At 71.0% G+C, this 17,903-nt stretch carries 14 protein-coding genes; 7 read left to right on the top strand and 7 right to left on the bottom strand.

All coding sequences use genetic code 11. The annotated features are described in order from the left end of the window. Positions 1-5 precede the first annotated feature (5 nt). The 3 genes from ACTJKJ_RS17715 to ACTJKJ_RS17705 form a co-directional block, all read right to left on the bottom strand. The gene (locus tag ACTJKJ_RS17715) at positions 6-1,457 is read right to left on the bottom strand and encodes an NAD-dependent succinate-semialdehyde dehydrogenase (RefSeq protein ID WP_297385299.1); all 1,452 of its coding nucleotides are present in this window, start codon (positions 1,455-1,457) and stop codon (positions 6-8) included. Between the two features lie 93 nt (positions 1,458-1,550). Further along, positions 1,551-3,071: a UxaA family hydrolase gene (locus ACTJKJ_RS17710; protein WP_440821257.1), complete on the bottom strand. Its 1,521-nt coding sequence runs from the start codon at positions 3,069-3,071 to the stop codon at positions 1,551-1,553. A gap of 50 nt (positions 3,072-3,121) precedes the next feature. Continuing rightward, positions 3,122-4,120: a tripartite tricarboxylate transporter substrate binding protein gene (locus ACTJKJ_RS17705; RefSeq protein WP_440821243.1), complete on the bottom strand. Its 999-nt coding sequence runs from the start codon at positions 4,118-4,120 to the stop codon at positions 3,122-3,124. A gap of 171 nt (positions 4,121-4,291) precedes the next feature. Here ACTJKJ_RS17705 and ACTJKJ_RS17700 point away from each other — a divergent pair, with 171 nt between their 5' ends. Continuing rightward, entirely contained in the window at positions 4,292-5,275 is a 984-nt protein-coding gene (locus tag ACTJKJ_RS17700) for a LysR substrate-binding domain-containing protein (RefSeq protein WP_440821242.1), read from the top strand. On the opposite strand, the gene ACTJKJ_RS17695 is transcribed toward ACTJKJ_RS17700, so the two are convergent. The 3 genes from ACTJKJ_RS17695 to ACTJKJ_RS17685 form a co-directional block, all read right to left on the bottom strand. Next, positions 5,227-6,309 (bottom strand): hypothetical protein, encoded by a 1,083-nt coding sequence (locus ACTJKJ_RS17695; RefSeq protein WP_440821241.1) that lies wholly within the window; start codon positions 6,307-6,309, stop codon positions 5,227-5,229. The two genes, ACTJKJ_RS17700 and ACTJKJ_RS17695, sit on opposite strands and share 49 nt — an antisense overlap. 194 nt (positions 6,310-6,503) lie before the next feature. Beyond that, positions 6,504-7,625, bottom strand: a complete 1,122-nt coding sequence (locus ACTJKJ_RS17690; protein WP_440821240.1) for a PepSY-associated TM helix domain-containing protein — start codon at positions 7,623-7,625, stop codon at positions 6,504-6,506. A 25-nt stretch (positions 7,626-7,650) separates the two neighbouring features. Beyond that, positions 7,651-9,828 carry a TonB-dependent siderophore receptor gene (locus ACTJKJ_RS17685; RefSeq protein WP_440821239.1) on the bottom strand — a complete coding sequence of 726 codons (2,178 nt, stop codon included), beginning with the start codon at positions 9,826-9,828 and terminating at the stop codon, positions 7,651-7,653. A gap of 372 nt (positions 9,829-10,200) precedes the next feature. Here ACTJKJ_RS17685 and ACTJKJ_RS17680 point away from each other — a divergent pair, with 372 nt between their 5' ends. Both ACTJKJ_RS17680 and ACTJKJ_RS17675 read left to right on the top strand, forming a co-directional pair. Next, positions 10,201-10,998 carry an isocitrate lyase/PEP mutase family protein gene (locus ACTJKJ_RS17680; RefSeq protein ID WP_297385286.1) on the top strand — a complete coding sequence of 266 codons (798 nt, stop codon included), beginning with the start codon at positions 10,201-10,203 and terminating at the stop codon, positions 10,996-10,998. A 74-nt stretch (positions 10,999-11,072) separates the two neighbouring features. Next, positions 11,073-12,071, top strand: a complete 999-nt coding sequence (locus ACTJKJ_RS17675; protein WP_297385284.1) for an alpha/beta fold hydrolase — start codon at positions 11,073-11,075, stop codon at positions 12,069-12,071. A gap of 51 nt (positions 12,072-12,122) precedes the next feature. Here ACTJKJ_RS17675 and ACTJKJ_RS17670 read toward each other — a convergent pair whose 3' ends face one another. Continuing rightward, complete coding sequence (locus tag ACTJKJ_RS17670) at positions 12,123-12,797, bottom strand: NUDIX hydrolase (RefSeq protein ID WP_440821238.1); 675 nt, start codon at positions 12,795-12,797, stop codon at positions 12,123-12,125. Positions 12,798-12,996: 199 nt separating this feature from the next. On the opposite strand from ACTJKJ_RS17670, the gene ACTJKJ_RS17665 reads away from it, so the two are divergent. The 4 genes from ACTJKJ_RS17665 to ACTJKJ_RS17650 are packed head-to-tail and all read left to right on the top strand — an operon-like array spanning position 12,997 to position 17,874. After that, on the top strand, positions 12,997-13,830 hold the full coding sequence (locus tag ACTJKJ_RS17665) for a cysteine hydrolase (RefSeq protein ID WP_440821237.1): 834 nt from the start codon (positions 12,997-12,999) through the stop codon (positions 13,828-13,830). 13 nt (positions 13,831-13,843) lie between these two features. After that, the gene (gene pncB / locus ACTJKJ_RS17660; protein ID WP_440821236.1) at positions 13,844-15,076 is read left to right on the top strand and encodes a nicotinate phosphoribosyltransferase; all 1,233 of its coding nucleotides are present in this window, start codon (positions 13,844-13,846) and stop codon (positions 15,074-15,076) included. A gap of 11 nt (positions 15,077-15,087) precedes the next feature. Then, a complete protein-coding gene (locus ACTJKJ_RS17655) occupies positions 15,088-16,794 on the top strand; it encodes an NAD+ synthase (RefSeq protein WP_440821235.1) in 1,707 nt (568 codons plus the stop codon). A 54-nt stretch (positions 16,795-16,848) separates the two neighbouring features. After that, a complete protein-coding gene (locus tag ACTJKJ_RS17650) occupies positions 16,849-17,874 on the top strand; it encodes an NUDIX domain-containing protein (protein ID WP_297385274.1) in 1,026 nt (341 codons plus the stop codon). The last annotated feature ends 29 nt before the right edge of the window (positions 17,875-17,903 follow it).

The following is a 17,903-nucleotide window of genomic DNA, read 5'->3' as shown; positions in this document are numbered from 1 at the left end:
GGCGCTCATGACAGGCCTCCCTGGCAAACGTACTTGATGTGCAGGTAGTCGTCGAGCCCGTGCGTGGAGCCCTCGCGCCCATAGCCGGATTCCTTGACGCCACCGAAGGGCGCCGCCTCGGCGGCGATCGCGCCTTCGTTCAGACCGACGATGCCGCTCTCCAGCGCGTCGGCGACGCGCCAGGCGCGCGCGATGTCGCGCGTGTAGAAGTAGGCGGCCAGGCCGAAGGGCGTGTCGTTGGCGGCGGCGATGACCTCGTCCTCGCGCTCGAATCGGAACACCGGCACCACCGGCCCGAAGGTCTCCTCCTGCCACAGCAGCATGTCGGTCGTCGCGCCGGTGAGCACGGTGGGCGCGAAGTAGTTCGGGCCGGCGGCGACCTCATCGCGCAGGCGGCGGCCGCCGGCGACCGCGGTCGCGCCGCGCGCCAGCGCGTCCCGCACGTGGCGCTCGATCTTCTCGACCGCGCGGGCGTTGATCATCGGACCGATCTGCGAGTCGGCGCGGCTGGCCGGGCCCACGCGGAGCGCGCTCACCCGCGCCGCGAGCCGCTCGACGAATCGATCATGAATGCCCGTCTGCGCGAACACGCGGTTGGGGCACACGCAGGTCTGGCCGCCATTGCGGAACTTGGCCGCCATCAGGCCCTCGACGGCCGCGTCGACATCGGCATCGTCGAACACGATGAAGGGCGCATTGCCGCCGAGTTCCAGCGAGAGCTTCTTCAGCGTGGCGGCCGATTCGCGCGCCAGGTGCTTGCCCACCGGCGTCGAGCCGGTGAAGGTGATCTTGCGCACGCGATCGTCGGCGAGCCAGACGTCCACGACCTCCGGCGTGCGCTCGCGCGACGCGCAGACGATGTTGAGCACGCCCGGCGGCAGGCCGGCCTCGACGGCCAGCTCGACCAGCGCCAGCGAGGTCAGCGGCGTGTCCTCGGCCGGCTTGGCCACGACGGTGCAGCCGGCGGCCAGCGCCGGCGCGATCTTGCGGGCGATCATCGCGGCCGGGAAATTCCACGGCGTGATCGCGGCGACGACGCCGACCGGCTCGCGCAGCGCCAGCATCCGGCGGCCCGCCACCGGCGCGGGAATGACCTCGCCGTTGGCGCGCGTGGCCTCCTCGGCGAACCACTCGACGTAGCTCGCCGCGTAGGCGATCTCGGCGCGACCTTCGGCCAGCGGCTTGCCTTGCTCCTGCGAGATCAGCGCGCCCAGGCGCTCCTGGTCGCGCAGGAGGAGGTCGTTCCAGCGCTTGAGCAAGGCGGCGCGCTGCTTGGCCGGCATCGCGCGCCAGCCGGCGAAGGCCGCGTGCGCGGCATCGACCGCGGCGCGCGCGTCCTCGGCGCGGCTGTCGGGCACCTCGGCGATGCGGCCGTCGTCGGCGGGATCGACGACCGGGAAACGGTCGCCGGCGGCCGCGTCGCACCAGCGACCGGCAATGTGGTTCTGCGTCTGCATGAAGGGACCTGGAGGGGGAGCGAAGTCAGGACGCGGCCGGCGCCGCGGGGTGGGCGGCGGTCGCGATGGCGCGTGAAGCGGGCGGGCCGGCCATCAACTGACGATGCCCAGGTGCCAGGGCACGAACTCGTGGTCGCCCAGGCCCAGCAGCTCGCTCTTGGTCGGCTCGCCGGACGCGGCGCGCAGGATGTGCTCGAAGATCTGCCGGCCCATCTCCTCGATGCTCAGCGTGCCGTCGATGACCTGGCCGCAGTTGATGTCCATGTCCTCCTCGAGGCGCGTGAACATCGGGGTGTTGCTGGCCAGCTTGATCGTCGGCGCCGGCTTGGAGCCGAACATCGAGCCGCGGCCGGTGGTGAAGCAGATCAGGTTGGCGCCGCTGGCGATCTGGCCGGTGACCGCGACGGGGTCATAGCCCGGCGAGTCCATGAACACGAAGCCGTGCTCGTCGATCGGCTCCGCGTATTCGTAGACCTGCCGCAGCGGCGTGGTGCCGCCCTTCATCGCGGAGCCCAGCGACTTCTCGAAGATGTTGGCCAGCCCGCCGGCCTGGTTGCCGGGGCCGACGACGCCGTTGAACTGCCCGTTGTGGCCGCGGGTGTAGTCCTCCCACCAGGCCAGCCGGTCCAGCAGCTTCTGGCCGACCTCGGGGCTGACCGCGCGGCGGGTGAGCATGTATTCGACGCCGTGGATCTCCGGTGTCTCCGACAGGATCGCGGTGCCGCCGTGGCGCACCAGCAGGTCCATGGCCGCGCCCAGCGCCGGATTCGCGCCGATGCCGGAGAAGCCGTCCGAGCCGCCGCATTCCAGCCCGATCTTCAGATGCGCGGCGCTGACCGGCTGGCGCTCAACACTATTGGCGATCGGCAGCATCGCCTCGACGGCGCGGATGCCGGCCTCGATCGTGGCGCGCGTGCCGCCGGTCTCCTGCATCACCAGCGTGCGCAGCGTCTCGCCGGCCACCAGGTGCTGCGACTCCATCAGGCCGGCGACCTGGTTGCGCTCGCAGCCCAGGCCGACGATCAGCGCGCCGCCGAGGTTGGGGTGGCGCACGTAGCCGGCGATCGTGCGACGCAGCAGGTCGAAGTGGGGGCTGGGCGAGGACATGCCGCAGCCGGTGGTCTGCGCGAAGGCGACGACGCCGTCGACGTTGGGATAGTCCTTCAGCCGCTCGGGCGTGAAGTGCTCGGCGATGCGGTTGATCGCCGTTGACGAGCAGTTGACCGACGCGAGGATCCCAATGAAGTTGCGCGTCGCGACGCGGCCGTCGGCCCGCACGATGCCCAGGAAGGTCGCGCGTTCCGCCTCGGGCAGGTAGTCGACCGGTTTCACGTCCGCGCCGAAGGCGGGATCGCGGTGGAACTCGACCAGCGCGATGTTGTGGGCGTGGACGTAGTCGCCGGCCTCGATGTCGCGCGCGGCCACGCCGATCACCGCGTTGTACTTGCGGATCGGCTCGCCCGCGGCGATGCGGCGCGCGGCGATCTTGTGGCCGGCCGGCACCTGCGCTTTCAGGCGCAGGCCGAATTCCGGCAGCACCTGGCCCAGCGCCAGCGCCTGGCGGGCGATCAGCACGTTGTCGTCGGCATGCAGGCGCAGCAGCGGCGAGGCCATCGCGAGCGCGGCCGCACCGGAGGCGGGGGCGATAAAGGCGTCGCTCACGCTCAGCCCTTGGCCAGCAGCTCGCGCAGCTTCAGCCGCTCGATCAACTGCGTGTCCTTGCGGTAGGTGGCCTGGATGTACTTCTCGTAGTCGGGTTGGTCCAGGTACATCACCGGCGCATCGATGCGATCGCAGACGGCGATGAACTCGGGGTCCGCGGTCGCCTTGCGGAAGGCGTCGCGCAGCCGGGCGACGATCGCCGGGTCCATGCCCTTGGGCGCGCCGATGCCGTTGGGCGCGTCGACCACCAGGTCGTAGCCGGATTCCTTCAGCGTCGGCACGGCCGGGAAGTCCCTGGTGCGGGTCTCGCCCCAGGTGACGAGCAGGCGCAGCTTGCCGGACTTGACGTGCGGCGCCCACGAGCTGGAGTCCGCCACCGCGTCCACCTGGCCGCCGAGCAGGTCCTGCAGCGCCGGCGCGCCGCCCTTGTAGGGGATGTGGTTGAGCTGGATGCCGGCGAGCAGGTTGAACTCCTCCATGCCGACATGGGTGGCGCCGCCGATGCCGGCGCTGCCGTAGCTGATCAGGCCGGGCTTGGCCTTCGCGGCGGCGACGAACTCGGCCAGCGTCTTCCACGGCGAGTCGGCCCGCACCGCCAGGCCGAAGGTCTGGCCGTTGACGCGGGCGAGGTAGGTCAGGTCCTTGAGCGGATCCAGCTGCACCGTGCGCAGCTGCGCGAAGCGGGTCACCGAGATCGGCACCTGGCCGATCGTGTAGCCATCGGGCTTGGCCGTCGACAGCACCTTGGTGCCGAGCATGCCGGACGCGCCGGCGCGGTTCTCGATGATGACGGTCTGTCCCAGCACCTTGGCCGCGGCCTGGCACAGCGCGCGCATCGTCACGTCGGCGGTGCCGCCCGCAGGCCAGGGGCAGATGAAGGTGATGGCGCGTTCGGAGGGATAGGCGGCGGCGCGCGCGACGCGCGGCAGCGACAGGGCGCTGGCGCCCAGGCCGGCGGCGCCGGCGAGCAGGACGCGGCGGCGGTCCATGCGGAAGGTCATCGTTGTCTCCTGGCTCGGGATCGAGGTCTGGCTCGGGATCGAAGGCGGGCCTGTCGCGTCGTGTCGCGTGGGCTCTTTGCGTTGCATTGTGGGCATCCGGTCCATGCGGCTCAATTGAAGAACTGGACAGGCTTCATGCCGGAAACGGCATGAAGCCTAAGATGCACGCCCATGAGCCAGATCGACCGCGTCCTGCGTTCCAACCTGAAGCTGCGCCACCTGCAGATGCTGGTCGCGCTCGACCAGTTCCGTCACCTGGGCCGCGCGGCGGAGTTCCTGTCGCAGACGCAGCCGGCGGTGTCGAAGTCGCTGGCGGAGGTCGAGCGCATGTTCGGCCTGGCGCTGTTCACCCGCTCCACGCGCGGCACCGAGCCGACGCCGTTCGGCGAAGCGGTGGTGCGCTTCGCGCGTTCGGTGCTGTCGGACTACGCCCGCACCCGCGACGAGATCGCCGCCGTGGCCAGCGGCGCGGCGGGACGCGTCAGCGTCGGCGCGATGGTGGTGGCGATGCCGGGCCTGGTGGCCGGCGCGGTGGAGCGGCTCAAGCGCCACTCGTCGTTGACGACGGTGCACCTGGAGGAGGGCGACCTGACGCGGCTGCTGCCGCGCCTGCGGGTGGGCGAGCTGGATGTGATCGTCGCGCGGCTGGAGCCCGGCTACGCGGCGCCGGACCTGGCGACCGAGCCGCTGATGGAGGAGGCGATGCGCATCGTCGTGCGGCCCGACCACCCGCTGGTCGGCGGCCGCAAGCGGCGCGAGCCGCCCTGGGCCGAGCTCGCGCGGATGCCGTGGGTGATGCCGCCGCCGTGGGCCTCGTCGCGGATCAAGCTGAACCAGCTGTTCTACGCGCAGCGGCTGGATCCGCCGAGCGACATCATCGAGAGCGCGTCCTTCCTGGTGACGCTGACCTTCCTGCGCCAGCGCGGCGCGGCCGCCTTCGTCGCCGACAACGTGGCGCGTTACCTGGCGCGCGAGGGCTTGGCGAAGGCGCTGCCCATCGACGTGCCGATCGAGCTGCCGCCGGTGGGCCTGCTGACGCTGCGCAACCGGCGCGCGACGCCGGCGGCCGAGCAGTTCATGGCCTGCTGCCGGGAGGTCGCGGCGGCTCAGCCGCCCAGGGCGGCGTCGCGGAAGCTGTCCAGGGCCAGCTCGTAGTTCATCTCGCCGAGCAGCGCGACCAGCCGGTCGCGGTCCGCGTTCCAGCTGTCGACGACATGGCGCCAGGCCGGCGCGAGCGAGCGCGGCTCGGCCTCGTCGTCCGGGATCTCCGCCTCGATCGAGGCCGGCGGCAGGTCCGAGGGCAGCATCAGCCGGGAGGCGACGATGGGCCGGTCGGCATCCTCGTCATAACGTGGGTCGCCGGCGTCGGCATCGATGCCGGGGTCGATGCGCCAGCGGCCGTCGGCTTGCGCGGCGATGCGCGGGCGCAGCCAGGGCTCGTGGGCACGCGGGTTCAGCAGGTGGCAGCTGCGATGGCGGGCGTCCACCACCAGCAGGCTCAGCACCGACCCGCGGCCGTTGGCCAGTTCCTCGACATAGTCCGGATGCTCCGGCGGGCCGTCGACGTCCAGCACGAAGTAGCGGTCGTCCAGCCATTCCCCGGAGCCCGCGATCGAGCAGCCGAAGGTCAGCTCCTGCGGGTAGGGCAGCAGGCGGCCGTCCAGCCACAGCGCGGCGCCGTAGGGCGCTTCGAAGACGGCGCCGTCCTGCGGGAACTCGGGCAGGCGACCGTCCTCCCACCAGACGACGGCGCGGTGCAATCGCCCCGGCGCGTCGGCGATGCGGAAGCCGGCGGTGCGCCATTCGGGCCAGGAGGTCCAGACGCGCGACGCGACGCGCTCGTCCAGACCCATCGCGCGCAGGTCGCGGCTGCTGGCGTGCTGCAACAGATGCTGTGCGAAGTGCCGCCACATCGCCGGACCGAGCGCGCGCGCGATGGGCTCGGCGTCGCGCAGCCAGTCCAGCAGCAGCGGCACGATCGGCGCCTGGCGCGACCAGAGCGCGTGCGCCGCCACCGACTGCGCCCAGCGTCGCTCCAGGGCCCGCAGGCCGCGGGTATCGGGGGCTGCGGCCGGCGGCGGCGCGGGGGGGGAGGGGGAATCGGCGGGCTCCCTGGAGCCGGCCGGAAGATCGGGGAGCCCCACCAGCGAGGGTGGGACGGGGGAGGGCGGCAGGTGGTACAGCGGCATCAGGTCAGGCGCACCGGGGTGGAGAAGCGGTGTCGCGAGCGCTGGTGGGCAGGTGGGATTCCTGGGGCAGGGCGCGCCCGTCGCCGTCGTGGGGGACGCCTGTCGGGCGACGCGGGGGCGGGTCTTGCCCAGGCGCCGCACCATCGGAAAAAGCTGCCGTCGGGGCGTCGGCCGTCCCGTTCAGTCGGAAGCGCTCAGCGCCGCCGACGCCACCACAGCCAGGTCCCGGTGACCCCCATGCCGAAAAGCACGAGCCCGAGCACGCCGGTGATCGCCCGGTGGGCCACGCCGAACAACTCGCCCGCGTGCAGCGGATAGATCCACGCGGTGGAGCGGCCCGCGAGATCGAGCTCATCCCAGCGCTGGCGCGCCAGCACATGGCCGTCGACCGGATGGGCCCAGGCCGAGGACAGCCCGTTGGGATGCGGGTCGCCGGGCAGCTTGAAGCGGATGCGCACCGGGCGCGTGTCCGTGCTGCCGAGCTGCACGAAGCCGACCCGGCCGTCCGGCCAGGCCGCCTGCGCCTCGGCCACGATGGCGTCGAGCGGGCGGCGCTCGCCGTGGTCCTTGCCGACCTGGGGCGGCTTGGGCGCCGCCTCGCCGACCAGCGCATTGAGCCAGCCGCCGATCGGCCGCCAGGCCATCCACGCGCCGCTGGCCACGGTCACCGCGAGCAGCAGGCCCAGCGCCGCGCCGCCGAAGCGGTGCAGGTCGAAGAGGCCGCGGGTGGTGCCCTTGTCGAGCTTGAGCCCGAAGGCGTGGCGCCACTGCGCCGCCGTCGTCGGCCACCACAGGACCAGCCCGGTGACCAGCAGCGCGAGGTAGGCCAGCGCGGTGAACGCGAGCACCGCCTTGCCGGTGTCCCCCAGCAGCAGCGCGCTGTGCAGCTCGAACACCAGGTTCGCGAGCCCCTCGGCCTCGCCGCGACGGCCGAGTTCGGCCACGGTGACCGGGTCCAGGTAGAGCGAGCCTTCCCAGGCCGGGCCGCGCACCATCACGCGCAGCGATTCGCCGGGCTCGCGCGGCGGCCGGATCGTCATCGTCGACTTCGGGCCGAATTCATCGGCAACGCGACGGCGCAGCGTTTCCAGCGGCGTGGTCGACGCCTGAGCGACGGGCCCGACGGGCGAGGCGCCGGACGCTGTCGCGGCGGCCACCGGCGCGCGGAAGAGCTCGGGATGCATCGCCTCGTCCAGCGGGCGCAGCACCGTCATCAGCGCGCCCAGCAGCGCCGCCGCGGTGAGCAGCAGGCCGAGCGTCAGCCCGGTCCAGCGGTGCAGCCAGATCCAGACGCGGCGGGCGGTCATCAGCGCCATGGCGTGCTCGCTCCCGGGCCGGCGGTCAGAAATCGACCTTGGCGGTGAGGCGCAGCGTGCGCGGCGCGCCGACGCCCAGCAGGCCGTTGCCGGCGGTGCTCCAGTAATTCCTGTTGGACGCGTTGTCGAGGTTGGCCTGCAGGTTGACCGCCTTGTCGAAGATCCGCGTCTGGTAGCGAGCGCCCAGCGACAGCGTCTGGTAACCGTCGACCCAGGCCTGGTTGCTGTTGTTCACCGCACGCTTGCCGACGTGATAGACCCCGGCGTTCAGCGCCAGGCCCGGCACCATCGGCAGCCGGTACTCGCCGAACACGCCCAGCGTGTTCTTCGGCGTGTTCTCCGGCGTCTTGCCCAGCTCCAGCGGGTTGCCAGTGCCGACCTTGGTGATCTCCGCGTCCAGCACCACGCCGGAGACCACCAGCGCGAAGTCGCGGCCGATCTCGCCGCTGGCGGAGAACTCCAGGCCGCGGTAGCGGGTCTCGCCGCCGACCTGGTAGACGCGGTTGATCGTCGTGGCCAGCGGGCGGTCCGTCTGGAACAGCGCCGTCTGCAGCAGCACCGCGCCCAGGCGGGCCTTCACGCCGAGTTCGTGCTGGCGGCTCACCGCCGGCGGCAGCACCTGGCCGAAGTTGTCGGTGTTCAGCGGCGCGGTACCGGTCTCCTCCAGGCCGCGCAGCGCGCTGGCGTAGACGCTCAGGTCCTTCAGCGGCTTCCACATCACCGAGACGTTGGGCGTCACCTTGTCGGCGCGGTAGGTCGGCACCGGCGACGAGGGACTGCTCGCCTCGCTGCGGTACACCGTCTTGCGCAGGCCGGCCAGCAGCTGCCACTGCTCGCCGAAGCTGATCCGGTCGAAGACGTAGAGGCCGCGGTCGTTGACCTCGGACGGGAAGCCAGTCTGCGTCAGCGTCGGGCTGACCGGCGCGATGTCGACCGGGTCGTACAGGTTCTGCGCCGCGCGCGCCGTGCCGTTGAACCAGCCGGCCGAGGCGCGCCGGTTGTGGGTGGCGCCGATCGTCAGTTCGTGGCCGATGCCGGCCGTGTCGAAGCGGCCGATCGCCTCGACGCGGTGGTTGGTGTTGGTGTACTCCTGGCCCTTGAGCACCGAGATGTTGGCGGTGCCGGCGCCGGTCTGCGTGTTGTAGTTGGTCAGCGTCGTGTAGTTGCGGTCGCGCTGGGTGTTGGCGCGGCCGGACTCGACGCTCAGCACCCAGTCGTCGCTGAGCGCGAAGTCGCCGCGCACCAGGACGTTGGTGGCCTCGGCGTCGTAGCGGGCCCATTCGGGCGCGATGTTGGTGGTGTTGTCCGGCACGCGCGGCAGCGTGATCACGCCGTTGACCGCGGCCGGCAGCGTGATCGCGCCCTGCTCGCTGACGTTCTTGCGGTAATGCTCGACGTCCACCTTCAGGTTGGCCCACGAGGTCGCACGCCAGTCGTAGGCGACGGACACCAGGTCGCGGTGGCCCTCGTAGCGGTCGATGCCGGTGGCTTCCTTGCTGGTGACGGCGTTCAGGCGCAGGCCCATGCTGTCGTCGGCGCCGAAGCGGCGGCCGATGTCGACGTGGGCCTTCATGCCGCCGTGGTCGTTGAAGGTGGTCGTCAGCGAGGTGACCGGCGTCGGGCCGGCCCGCTTGGTCACGAAGTTGACGATGCCCGAGGGCGGCACCATGCCGTAGTACATCGACGACGCGCCCTTCAGCACCTCCACCTGCTCCTTGTTCTCGAGCGGGATGTCGATCAGGTTGACGATGGGCAGGTTGCCGTTGAGGCGGTAGTTGCCGCGGTTCTCGACGACGATGCCGCGGATCGACAGGTTGTCGTAGGTCGAGCCGCTGACCTGCGAGCGGGTCACGCCGGCGGTGTTCTTCAGCGCGTCGTACAGGCCCTGCGCGGCTTGCGCGTCGAGCAGGTCGCGCGACATCACGCTGTTGGTCAGCGGCACGTCCAGCGGGTCCTGGTCGCGGAAGGCGCCGACCCGCACCGTCGTCGGCGCGAAGGTCTTCTTGCGCACGCCGTTGACGGTGACTTCGTCCAGCAGCTTGGCCGGCGCCGGGGCGGACGCTGTCGCGTCTGTCGCCGTGGATGGCGCGTCGGATGGCGCTGCGGATTGCGCGGCAGCCGCCAGCGGGGCCAGCAGCGCGAGGACGGAGAGGGAAATCAGGGACCGGCGCGGCGAGGCGCCGCGGGACGCGGTGGACGACATGGACGTGGACCGGGGGACCGGAGATCAGGGATTCGGGGGAGGTGGGCCGGGGAGGCCCGCGGCGCGGCGATGGGCCGTGCGTGCTCAGCTAACGCGATACGTTATCAAATGCGAATAGTTCGCAACATTCGGGTCCCCGGATTTCGTGCGCAGGACGCGCGCGGGCACCCCGATCGGGTGGAATCGCAACGAAACCGTGGCGGGAGCGCCACCGTTTGGAGGGTCTCCGGGCCGGTCGTCGCGCGTGGAGCGGGGAGCGAGGGGGTCGGGAAGACGTCCGAATCCTGCCAGACGGCGGCAGGGGTCCGGGCCTAGGATGCGCCGTTCTTCTTACCGAAGACCGCCCCATACACCCTTCACGAGGCCCTCAAGATGACCACCGCATCCCCCACCGCCGCCGACAAGTCCGCCGCCCTGTTCGCGTTGCATCAGCGCCCGGGTCCCTTCGTCATCGCCAACGCCTGGGACATCGCGTCGGCGCGGATGCTGGAGGCGGCGGGCTTTCCCGCGCTGGCGACCTCGAGTGCCGCGGCCGCCGAGGCCATCGGCCGGCGCGACGGCCAACTGACCCGCGACGAGACCCTGGCCCACATCCGCCAGCTGGCCGGCGCGACGCCGCTGCCGCTGAGCGCCGACCTGGGCAACGGCTTCGGCCACCGGCCCGAGGACTGCGCGCTGACGATCCGCCTGGCGGCGGAAGCGGGCGCGGTCGGCGGATCGATCGAGGATGCGTCGAGCGAGGGCGGCGCGCCCATCCTCGACTTCGACCTGGCCGTCGAGCGCGTCGCCGCCGCGGTCGAGGCCGCGCGGGCGTTGCCGGTCCCCTTCCTGGTCACGGCGCGCTCGGAGAATTTCCTGCACGGCGTGAACGACCTCGAGGACACGATCCGCCGCCTGCAGGCCTTCGAGCGCGCCGGCGCCGACGTGCTGTTCGCGCCGCTGCTGCCCGACCTGGACGCGGTGCGCCAGGTCTGCGCGTCGGTGTCCAGGCCGGTGAACTTCATGGCCGGCATCCCGGGACGCTCGTTCAGCGTGCGCGAACTGGGCGAGGCGGGCGTCAAGCGCGTGAGCCTGGCGATGTCGCTGTTCCGGCATGCGATGAAGGCGGCCCGCCTGGCCGCCGAGGAGATCCGCGACCGCGGCACCTTCGGATATCTCGATCCGCGCTGAAGGCGGCGCGCGGGGTGGAGGGAACGACACTTGCTCGCTTCGGCGCGCCCGTTCCCCCGTCACTGGAGTCCCCGATGAAGATGCTTCTCGCCGCCGCGCTCGCGGCGCTCTCCCTCGCCACGTCGGCGCAGGCCGCTCCCGCTTACGGCGCCAGGCTCGAGGGTTTCGAGTACCCGTACCCGCAGCAGCGCTTCAAGCTGAATTCGCAGCGCCAGGCGCTGGAGATGGTCTACATGGACGTCGCGCCGACGGCGCCGCCCAACGGCCGCACCGCGGTGCTGCTGCACGGCAAGAACTTCTGCGGCGCGACCTGGGCGGAGACGATCGCGGCGCTCGCCGGTGCGGGCTACCGCGTCGTGGTGCCGGACCAGGTCGGCTTCTGCGCCTCGACCAAGCCGGTCGGTTACCAGTTCAGCTTCAATCAGCTCGCCGCCAACACGCAGGCGCTGCTGCAGTCACTGGGCATCGCCAAGGCGACGGTGATCGGCCACTCGATGGGCGGCATGCTGGCGATGCGCTACGCGTTGCAGTACCCGGCGCAGGTCGAGCAGCTCGTCGCCGTCAACCCGCTGGGGCTGGAGGACTGGCAGGCGGCGGGCGTGCCGTACGCGACCATCGACCAGTTGAACGCGCAGGAACTGAAGACGACGGCCGAGAGCATCAAGGCCTATCAGCTGCGTTTCTATTACAACGGCCAATGGAAGCCGGCCTACGACCGCTGGGTCGAGATGGCCGCCGGCCTGTATGCCGGTCCGGGACGTGAGCTCGTCGCCTGGAACCAGGCCCAGACCTCCGAGATGATCTTCACCCAGCCAGTGGTGCATGAGTTGCCCCATCTGCAGGTGCGGACGCTGCTGATGATCGGCGGCAAGGACCGCACCGCGCCTGGCGCCAACCGCGCGCCCAAGGCGATCGCCGAGCAGCTGGGCGACTACGCGACGCTCGGCCGCACGACCGCGAAGATGATCCCCGGCGCCGCGCTGGTCGAGTTCCCGGCGCTGGGCCACTCGCCGCAGGTCGAGTCGCCGAAGGAATTCCACGAGGCCCTGCTGAAGGGACTCGCGGCCCGATGACGACCCGGAAGTGGATCGAGGCCACGCCGACATCCCGGCGCCCGCGCCTGCTCAGCTGACCGGCAGGTTGCTGGGCGCCGTCTTCAGCGCCGGGGCGTGGGCCTTCTTGCGGTAGAGCTGCGCCGGCCGGTGGCTGCCGCCGCTGGTGAAGGCGCCGGGGATTTCCTCGATGACATCGAGTTCCTCGATGCGGCGGCGGAATCCGCGCTTGTCGAGCACCGCGCCGAGCACCTGCTCGTAGGTGCGCTGCAATTCGCCGAGCGTGAACTGCGCCGGCATCAGGTGCACCGGCAGCGAGGAGTACAGCGTCTTCGACCGCAAGCGATCGACGGCGGTGCGCAGGATCTGCGCATGGTCGAAGGGCAGCGAGCGCAGGCCGTCGACCGGCGCCCAGCGGAAGCGCCCGCCCGACGGCTCGCCCACCGGCGCCGGCACGACCGCGTAGTAGCTCACCGACAGCGACCACCCGCGCGCATCGCGATGCATGCCGGAGAAGGTCCTGAGCTGCTCCAGGTAGGGCGACACCACCCCCGCCTTGTCCCGCAGGATGCGCGCCGCGGCCTCGTCGGCGTCCTGGTCCTGGTCGGTGTGCACCCAGCCGCCGGGCAGCGTCCAGGCGCCGAGCGCCGGCGTCTTGTCGCGTCGTGCCAGGCCGGCATGCAGCGCGCCGTCGAGCAGGGTCAGCAGCACGATGTCGACGGTGACGATGGGGCGTTCGAAGTCCACGGCGCCAAGCTTAGTGCGAAAGGGCACGAATTATGGGCGGTCACATCCTCAGACGTCAAACCGTTTCCTGGAACACAGGAAATATGCGGATACAAATCGTGGCTTCTGATCCGGGTGTTGCGATGTTGACTTAGTGCAAACAAGCACGAAGAGGGGTATGCTGTCGCCACGACATCACGAAGACCGAAACGGAGTGCCCATGGACCGCCAAGCCCAACTGCTCATCGTCGATCCGCAGAACGACTTCTGCGACATCCCCGGCGCCGCGCTGCCGGTGACTGGCGCGGACGCGGACATGAAGCGCCTGGCCGCGCTGGTGGACCAGGCCGGCGATGCGATCGGCGACGTCGTCGTGACGCTGGACTCGCACCCGGTCTACGCGATCGAGCGCCCGGCCTTCTGGCAACAGCCGGGCGCGGAGGGCGTGCCGCAGCCGGTCGCGCCATTCACGCAGATCCGCGCGGCCGACGTGCGCGAGGGCCGTCACGCCCCACGTGACCCGGCGCTGCGGGACGCGGTGCTGCGCTACCTCGACGCGCTCGAAGCCAGCCCGAGGAAGTACGTGCTGATGGTGTGGCCGACCCACTGCGTCGTCGGCACCTGGGGCCACAACCTGCATGGCGCGCTGGCCGACGCCCTGGGCCGCTGGGAATCGGCGCGCCTGCGCACGGTGGAGAAGGTGCTGAAGGGCCTGAATCCGATGACCGAGCAATACAGCGCCGTGCGCGCCGAGGTGCCGGTCGACGACGACCCGCGCACGCAGACGAATCAGGCGCTGGTCGACCGCATCGTCGACTTCCCCGGCCTGAGCTTCATCGCCGGCGAGGCCAGCAGCCATTGCGTCGCTGCGACGGCGGAAGACCTCTTCGCGGCGATGACGCCCGAGCGGCTCGCGCGGGTCGTGCTGATCGAGGATGCGATGAGCGCGGTGGGCGGCTTCGAGGCCGGCGCCTCGGCCTTCGTCGAGCGCGCCCGCGCGCTGGGCGTGCGGACGATGACGGCGGCGCAGGCGCTCGGCCTGCTGTCGGCCTGAGCGGGGTGGCTTCATGAACGACACGCCTGTCATCCGCTCCCTGCTGGAGACCGACCTCTACAAGTTCACGATGTGGCAGACGCTGCTGCATGCCTTCCCGGCCAACGATGCCGAGTACCGCTTCGTCTGCCGCAACACGCCCGCCTTCCCGCTGAGCGAGCTCTGCGAGGCGGTCAACCGCGAACTCGACCACCTCTGCACGCTCGGCTTCAGTGACGAGGAACTCGCCTACCTGGGCGGGCTGCGCTTCATGAAGGCCGACTTCATCGACTTCCTGCGCATCTTCCGTTTCCAGCGGCGCTTCATCGAGGCGCGGCCGGGCGAGGGCGCCGAGGCCGGGCAGCTGGTCATCGTCGCCAAGGGGCCGCAGGTCCACGTGATGGGCTTCGAGATCTTCGTGCTGGCGATCGTCAACGAGCTCTACTTCCGCCGCCTGTGCGCGGGCCGCGAGCGCGAGGTGCTGGCCGAGGGCCGCGCGCGGCTCGCGACGAAGGCGGCCCGCCTGCGCGACTACGCTGCGGCCGTGCCCGCGACGCTGGGCGCCGAAGCCCATCCCTTCGAGTGCTTCGACTTCGGCTTGCGCCGCCGCTTCTCCGGCGCCTGGCACGACGAGGTCGTCGCCACGCTCAAGCGCGAGGCCCCGCAGGTCTTCAAGGGCTGCTCCAACGTGGCGCTGGCGCGGCGTCACGGGCTGGTGCCGATCGGCACGATGGCCCACGAGTACCTGCAGACCTGGCAGGCGGTGGGCGTGCAGCTGCGGCTGTCGCAGCGGGCGGCGCTGGAGGGATGGGTGCAGGAGTTCCGCGGCGACCTCGGCATCGCGCTGACCGACGTGATCGGCATGGACGCCTTCCTGGCCGACTTCGACCTCTACTTCGCCAAGCTCTTCGATGGCCTGCGGCATGACTCGGGCGATCCGGTCGAATGGGGCGAGAAGGCGCTCGCGCATTACGCGGCGCTGCGCATCGATGCACGGACCAAGCGACTGGTGTTCAGCGACGGGCTCGACACCGACGAGGCCTTCCGCTTGCATGCGCACTTCGCCCGGCGCGTGCCGGTCGGATTCGGCATCGGCACGCACCTCACCAACGACCTCGGGCCCAAGCCGCTGAACATCGTCATGAAGCTGGTGCGCTGCAACGGCCAGCCGGTGGCCAAGCTGTCCGATGCGCCCGGCAAGACGTTGTGCGACGACCAGACCTTCCTCAACTACCTGCGGCAGGTCTTTCGAGTGAGGGCCAGCTGAGGAGCGAAGTCATGCTCAAGATCACCATCGCGCAAATCAACCCCACCATCGGCGACCTCGAAGGCAACCTGGCGCTGCACCTGGACGCGGCGCGGCGCGCCCGGCACGACGGCGCGGACCTGGTCGTCTTCCCGGAGCTGTCGCTGACCGGCTACTACCCGGCCGACCTGCTCGACGATGAAGACTTCCGCGAGCGCCTCGACCGCGCGATGGCGGCGCTGCTGGCGGCCACGCGCGAGGTGAGCTCGCTGCACTGGGTCGTCGGCGCGCCGACCCGCAACCCGGGCGCCGGCAAGGCCTTCCGCAATTCGCTGCTGGTGATCCGCGATGGCGAGCTGCTGCTGGACTATCACAAGCAGCTGCTGCCCACCTACAACGTCTTCGACGAACGGCGGCACTTCGAGCCCGGGCCGGACGTCGCCCGCGTGCTGCGCATCGGCGGCGCGCAGGTGGGCTTCATGATCTGCGAGGACGGCTGGAACGACGACGGCAAGGACTACACCGTCAATCCGTTCCAGCGCCTGGCGGATTCGGCGCCCGACCTGATCGTGTCGATCAACGCCAGCCCCAGCCATGTCGGCAAGCGCGAGCTGCGCCACGAGGTCTTCCGCGCTGCCTGCTGGCGGCATCGGCTGCCGCTGGTCTTCGTCAACCAGATCGGCGGGCACGACCAGCTGGTCTACGACGGCGCGTCCTTCGCGATCGAGCCCGAGCCGGGCGTCGTCTTCGAGGCCCGGCGCTTCGAGGAGCAGGTCGTCACCCTGGGCTTCGAGGTCGACCGCGGCCACTTCGCGTCGCTCGACGGCGGCGCGCTGCCGCCGGCGTCCCCCGGGCTGGACACGATGGCCTTCTATCGCCGGCAGATCGTGCTGGGACTGCGGGACTACGCGCGGCGCTGCGGCTTCGAGCGCGTCGTCGTCGGCGCGTCCGGCGGCATCGACTCGGCGCTGACGCTGGCGCTGGCCGTCGAGGCGCTGGGCGCGGACCGGGTCATGGCCATCACCATGCCGTCGCGTTTCTCGTCGAGCGGCAGCGTCGACGACTCGAAGGCGCTGTGCGATCGGCTCGGCATCGCGCTCGAGGTCTGCCCGATCGAAGACATCGTCGGCCAGGTCGGCGAGACCCTGGCCGCCAGCACGCTGGCACTGCGGCCATCCGGCCTGGCGCTCGAGAACCTGCAGGCGCGTGTGCGCGGCACGCTCCTGATGACCGTGTCCAACGCGCGCGGCCACCTGCTGCTGACCACCGGCAACAAGAGCGAGATCGCCGTCGGCTACTGCACGCTCTACGGCGACACCAACGGCGGCCTCGGCCTGATCGGCGATCTCTACAAGACCGAGGTCTTCGCGCTGAGCCGCCACCTCAACGAGGTGGCCGGCCGCGAGCTCATCCCCCCCGCCATCCTGGACAAGCCGCCGAGCGCCGAGCTGGCGCCCGACCAGTGCGACACCGACAGCCTGCCGCCCTACGAGCTGCTGGACGAGGTGCTGAAGCTGCTGATCGAGGGCGAGCGACTGGCCGCCGACGAACGCGCCACGGCGGAGGCGGCCATCGCCGCGCTGCGCGGAAGCGACGAAGGTCAGGCGCTGCTCGCGCGGATCAAGGGCATGATCGCGCGCAACGAGTACAAGCGCCGCCAGGCGCCGCCGATCGTGCGGCTGCGCGCCCGGGCCTTCGGCAGCGGCCGGCAGTTGCCGATCGCGGCGCGGCACTATTGAACCGAAGCGCCGATGACCGCATCGGCGCGCATCGAACGCGAGGAAGGACAAGGCATGACCCGCAAGACCGTCGCCGTGGTGGTGGGCCGTTGGCAGCTGGTGCATCAGGGGCAGGAGGCGCTGTTCCAGGCGGCCTTCGGGCTGGCGGATGAGGTGATCGCGGTGCTGGGCTCCTCGTACAGGGCGCGTGATCCGCGCAATCCCTTCGTGCACGAGGAGCGTCGCCAGATGCTGCTGGCCAACCTGAGCGAGGCGCAGCGGCAACGGCTGCACGTGCTGCCGGTGCGCGACTACTTCGACGACCGGCGCTGGAACGCCGCCGTGACCCTGGGCGTGCGGGCACTGGCGGGCGAGGAGGCCGACATCGTGCTGGTGGGTCATCGCAAGGACCACACCAGCTACTACCTGAACAACTTCCCGCGCTGGCGGCAGCAGTTGGTGGACCGTCTGGCCGACGTCGACGCCACGGCGATGCGGCAGGTGTTCTTCGAGGCCGAGGATCCGGACGCGGCGCTGACCGTCATGACGCCTTACGTCAGCGCGCCGGTGCGCGCGTGGCTGCAGGCCTGGAGCCGCCTGCCCGAATACGCGCGGCGCAAGGCCGAGCATGCGGCGGTGGCGAGCTATCGGAAGAAGTACACCGCGGTCGCGTACATGACCGGCGACGCGGTGGTGACCGTCGGCGACCATGTGCTGCTGGTGCGGCGCAAGGGCCCCTTCGGCGAGGATCTCTGGGCCGTGCCCGGCGGCCACCTCGACCGCGGCGAGAAGCTGGTGGCCTGCGCGATCCGCGAGCTGATCGAGGAGACGCGCTTTCCCCTGCTGCCGGCCTCCATCCTCGCGGCGCTGCACGGGGTCGCCACCTTCGAGGACCCGCTGCGCAGCGCGCGCGGCCGGCTCATCACGATGGCCCACCACTTCAAGTTCCCGGCCATGGGCACGCTGCCGGAGGTCGTCGGCTGCGACGACGTGAAGGAGGCGCGCTGGTTCCATCGCGATGAGTTGGCGGCGATGGAGTCGCGCCTGTTCGAGGACCACTTCGTGATCCTCGATCACTTCCTCGGACTGATCGAGGACTGATCGGGGCCGATCGGGGGTTATCGGGGGCG

This window comes from Roseateles sp. 22389 (genome assembly GCF_052044995.1).
Lineage (GTDB): Bacteria > Pseudomonadota > Gammaproteobacteria > Burkholderiales > Burkholderiaceae_C > Roseateles.
This window is presented reverse-complemented; position numbering and strand designations above follow the sequence as displayed.

Bases quoted from the DNA above. Each gene is read 5' to 3' on its own strand.
- ACTJKJ_RS17715 (WP_297385299.1), bottom strand. From the start codon at position 1,457: ATGCAGACGCAGAACCACATTGCCGGTCGCTGGTGCGACGCGGCCGCC.
- ACTJKJ_RS17710 (WP_440821257.1), bottom strand. From the start codon at position 3,071: ATGGCCTCGCCGCTGCTGCGCCTGCATGCCGACGACAACGTGCTGATC.
- ACTJKJ_RS17705 (WP_440821243.1), bottom strand. From the start codon at position 4,120: ATGACCTTCCGCATGGACCGCCGCCGCGTCCTGCTCGCCGGCGCCGCC.
- ACTJKJ_RS17700 (WP_440821242.1), top strand. From the start codon at position 4,292: ATGAGCCAGATCGACCGCGTCCTGCGTTCCAACCTGAAGCTGCGCCAC.
- ACTJKJ_RS17695 (WP_440821241.1), bottom strand. From the start codon at position 6,309: ATGCCGCTGTACCACCTGCCGCCCTCCCCCGTCCCACCCTCGCTGGTG.
- ACTJKJ_RS17690 (WP_440821240.1), bottom strand. From the start codon at position 7,625: ATGGCGCTGATGACCGCCCGCCGCGTCTGGATCTGGCTGCACCGCTGG.
- ACTJKJ_RS17685 (WP_440821239.1), bottom strand. From the start codon at position 9,828: ATGTCGTCCACCGCGTCCCGCGGCGCCTCGCCGCGCCGGTCCCTGATT.
- ACTJKJ_RS17680 (WP_297385286.1), top strand. From the start codon at position 10,201: ATGACCACCGCATCCCCCACCGCCGCCGACAAGTCCGCCGCCCTGTTC.
- ACTJKJ_RS17675 (WP_297385284.1), top strand. From the start codon at position 11,073: ATGAAGATGCTTCTCGCCGCCGCGCTCGCGGCGCTCTCCCTCGCCACG.
- ACTJKJ_RS17665 (WP_440821237.1), top strand. From the start codon at position 12,997: ATGGACCGCCAAGCCCAACTGCTCATCGTCGATCCGCAGAACGACTTC.
- pncB (WP_440821236.1), top strand. From the start codon at position 13,844: ATGAACGACACGCCTGTCATCCGCTCCCTGCTGGAGACCGACCTCTAC.
- ACTJKJ_RS17655 (WP_440821235.1), top strand. From the start codon at position 15,088: ATGCTCAAGATCACCATCGCGCAAATCAACCCCACCATCGGCGACCTC.
- ACTJKJ_RS17650 (WP_297385274.1), top strand. From the start codon at position 16,849: ATGACCCGCAAGACCGTCGCCGTGGTGGTGGGCCGTTGGCAGCTGGTG.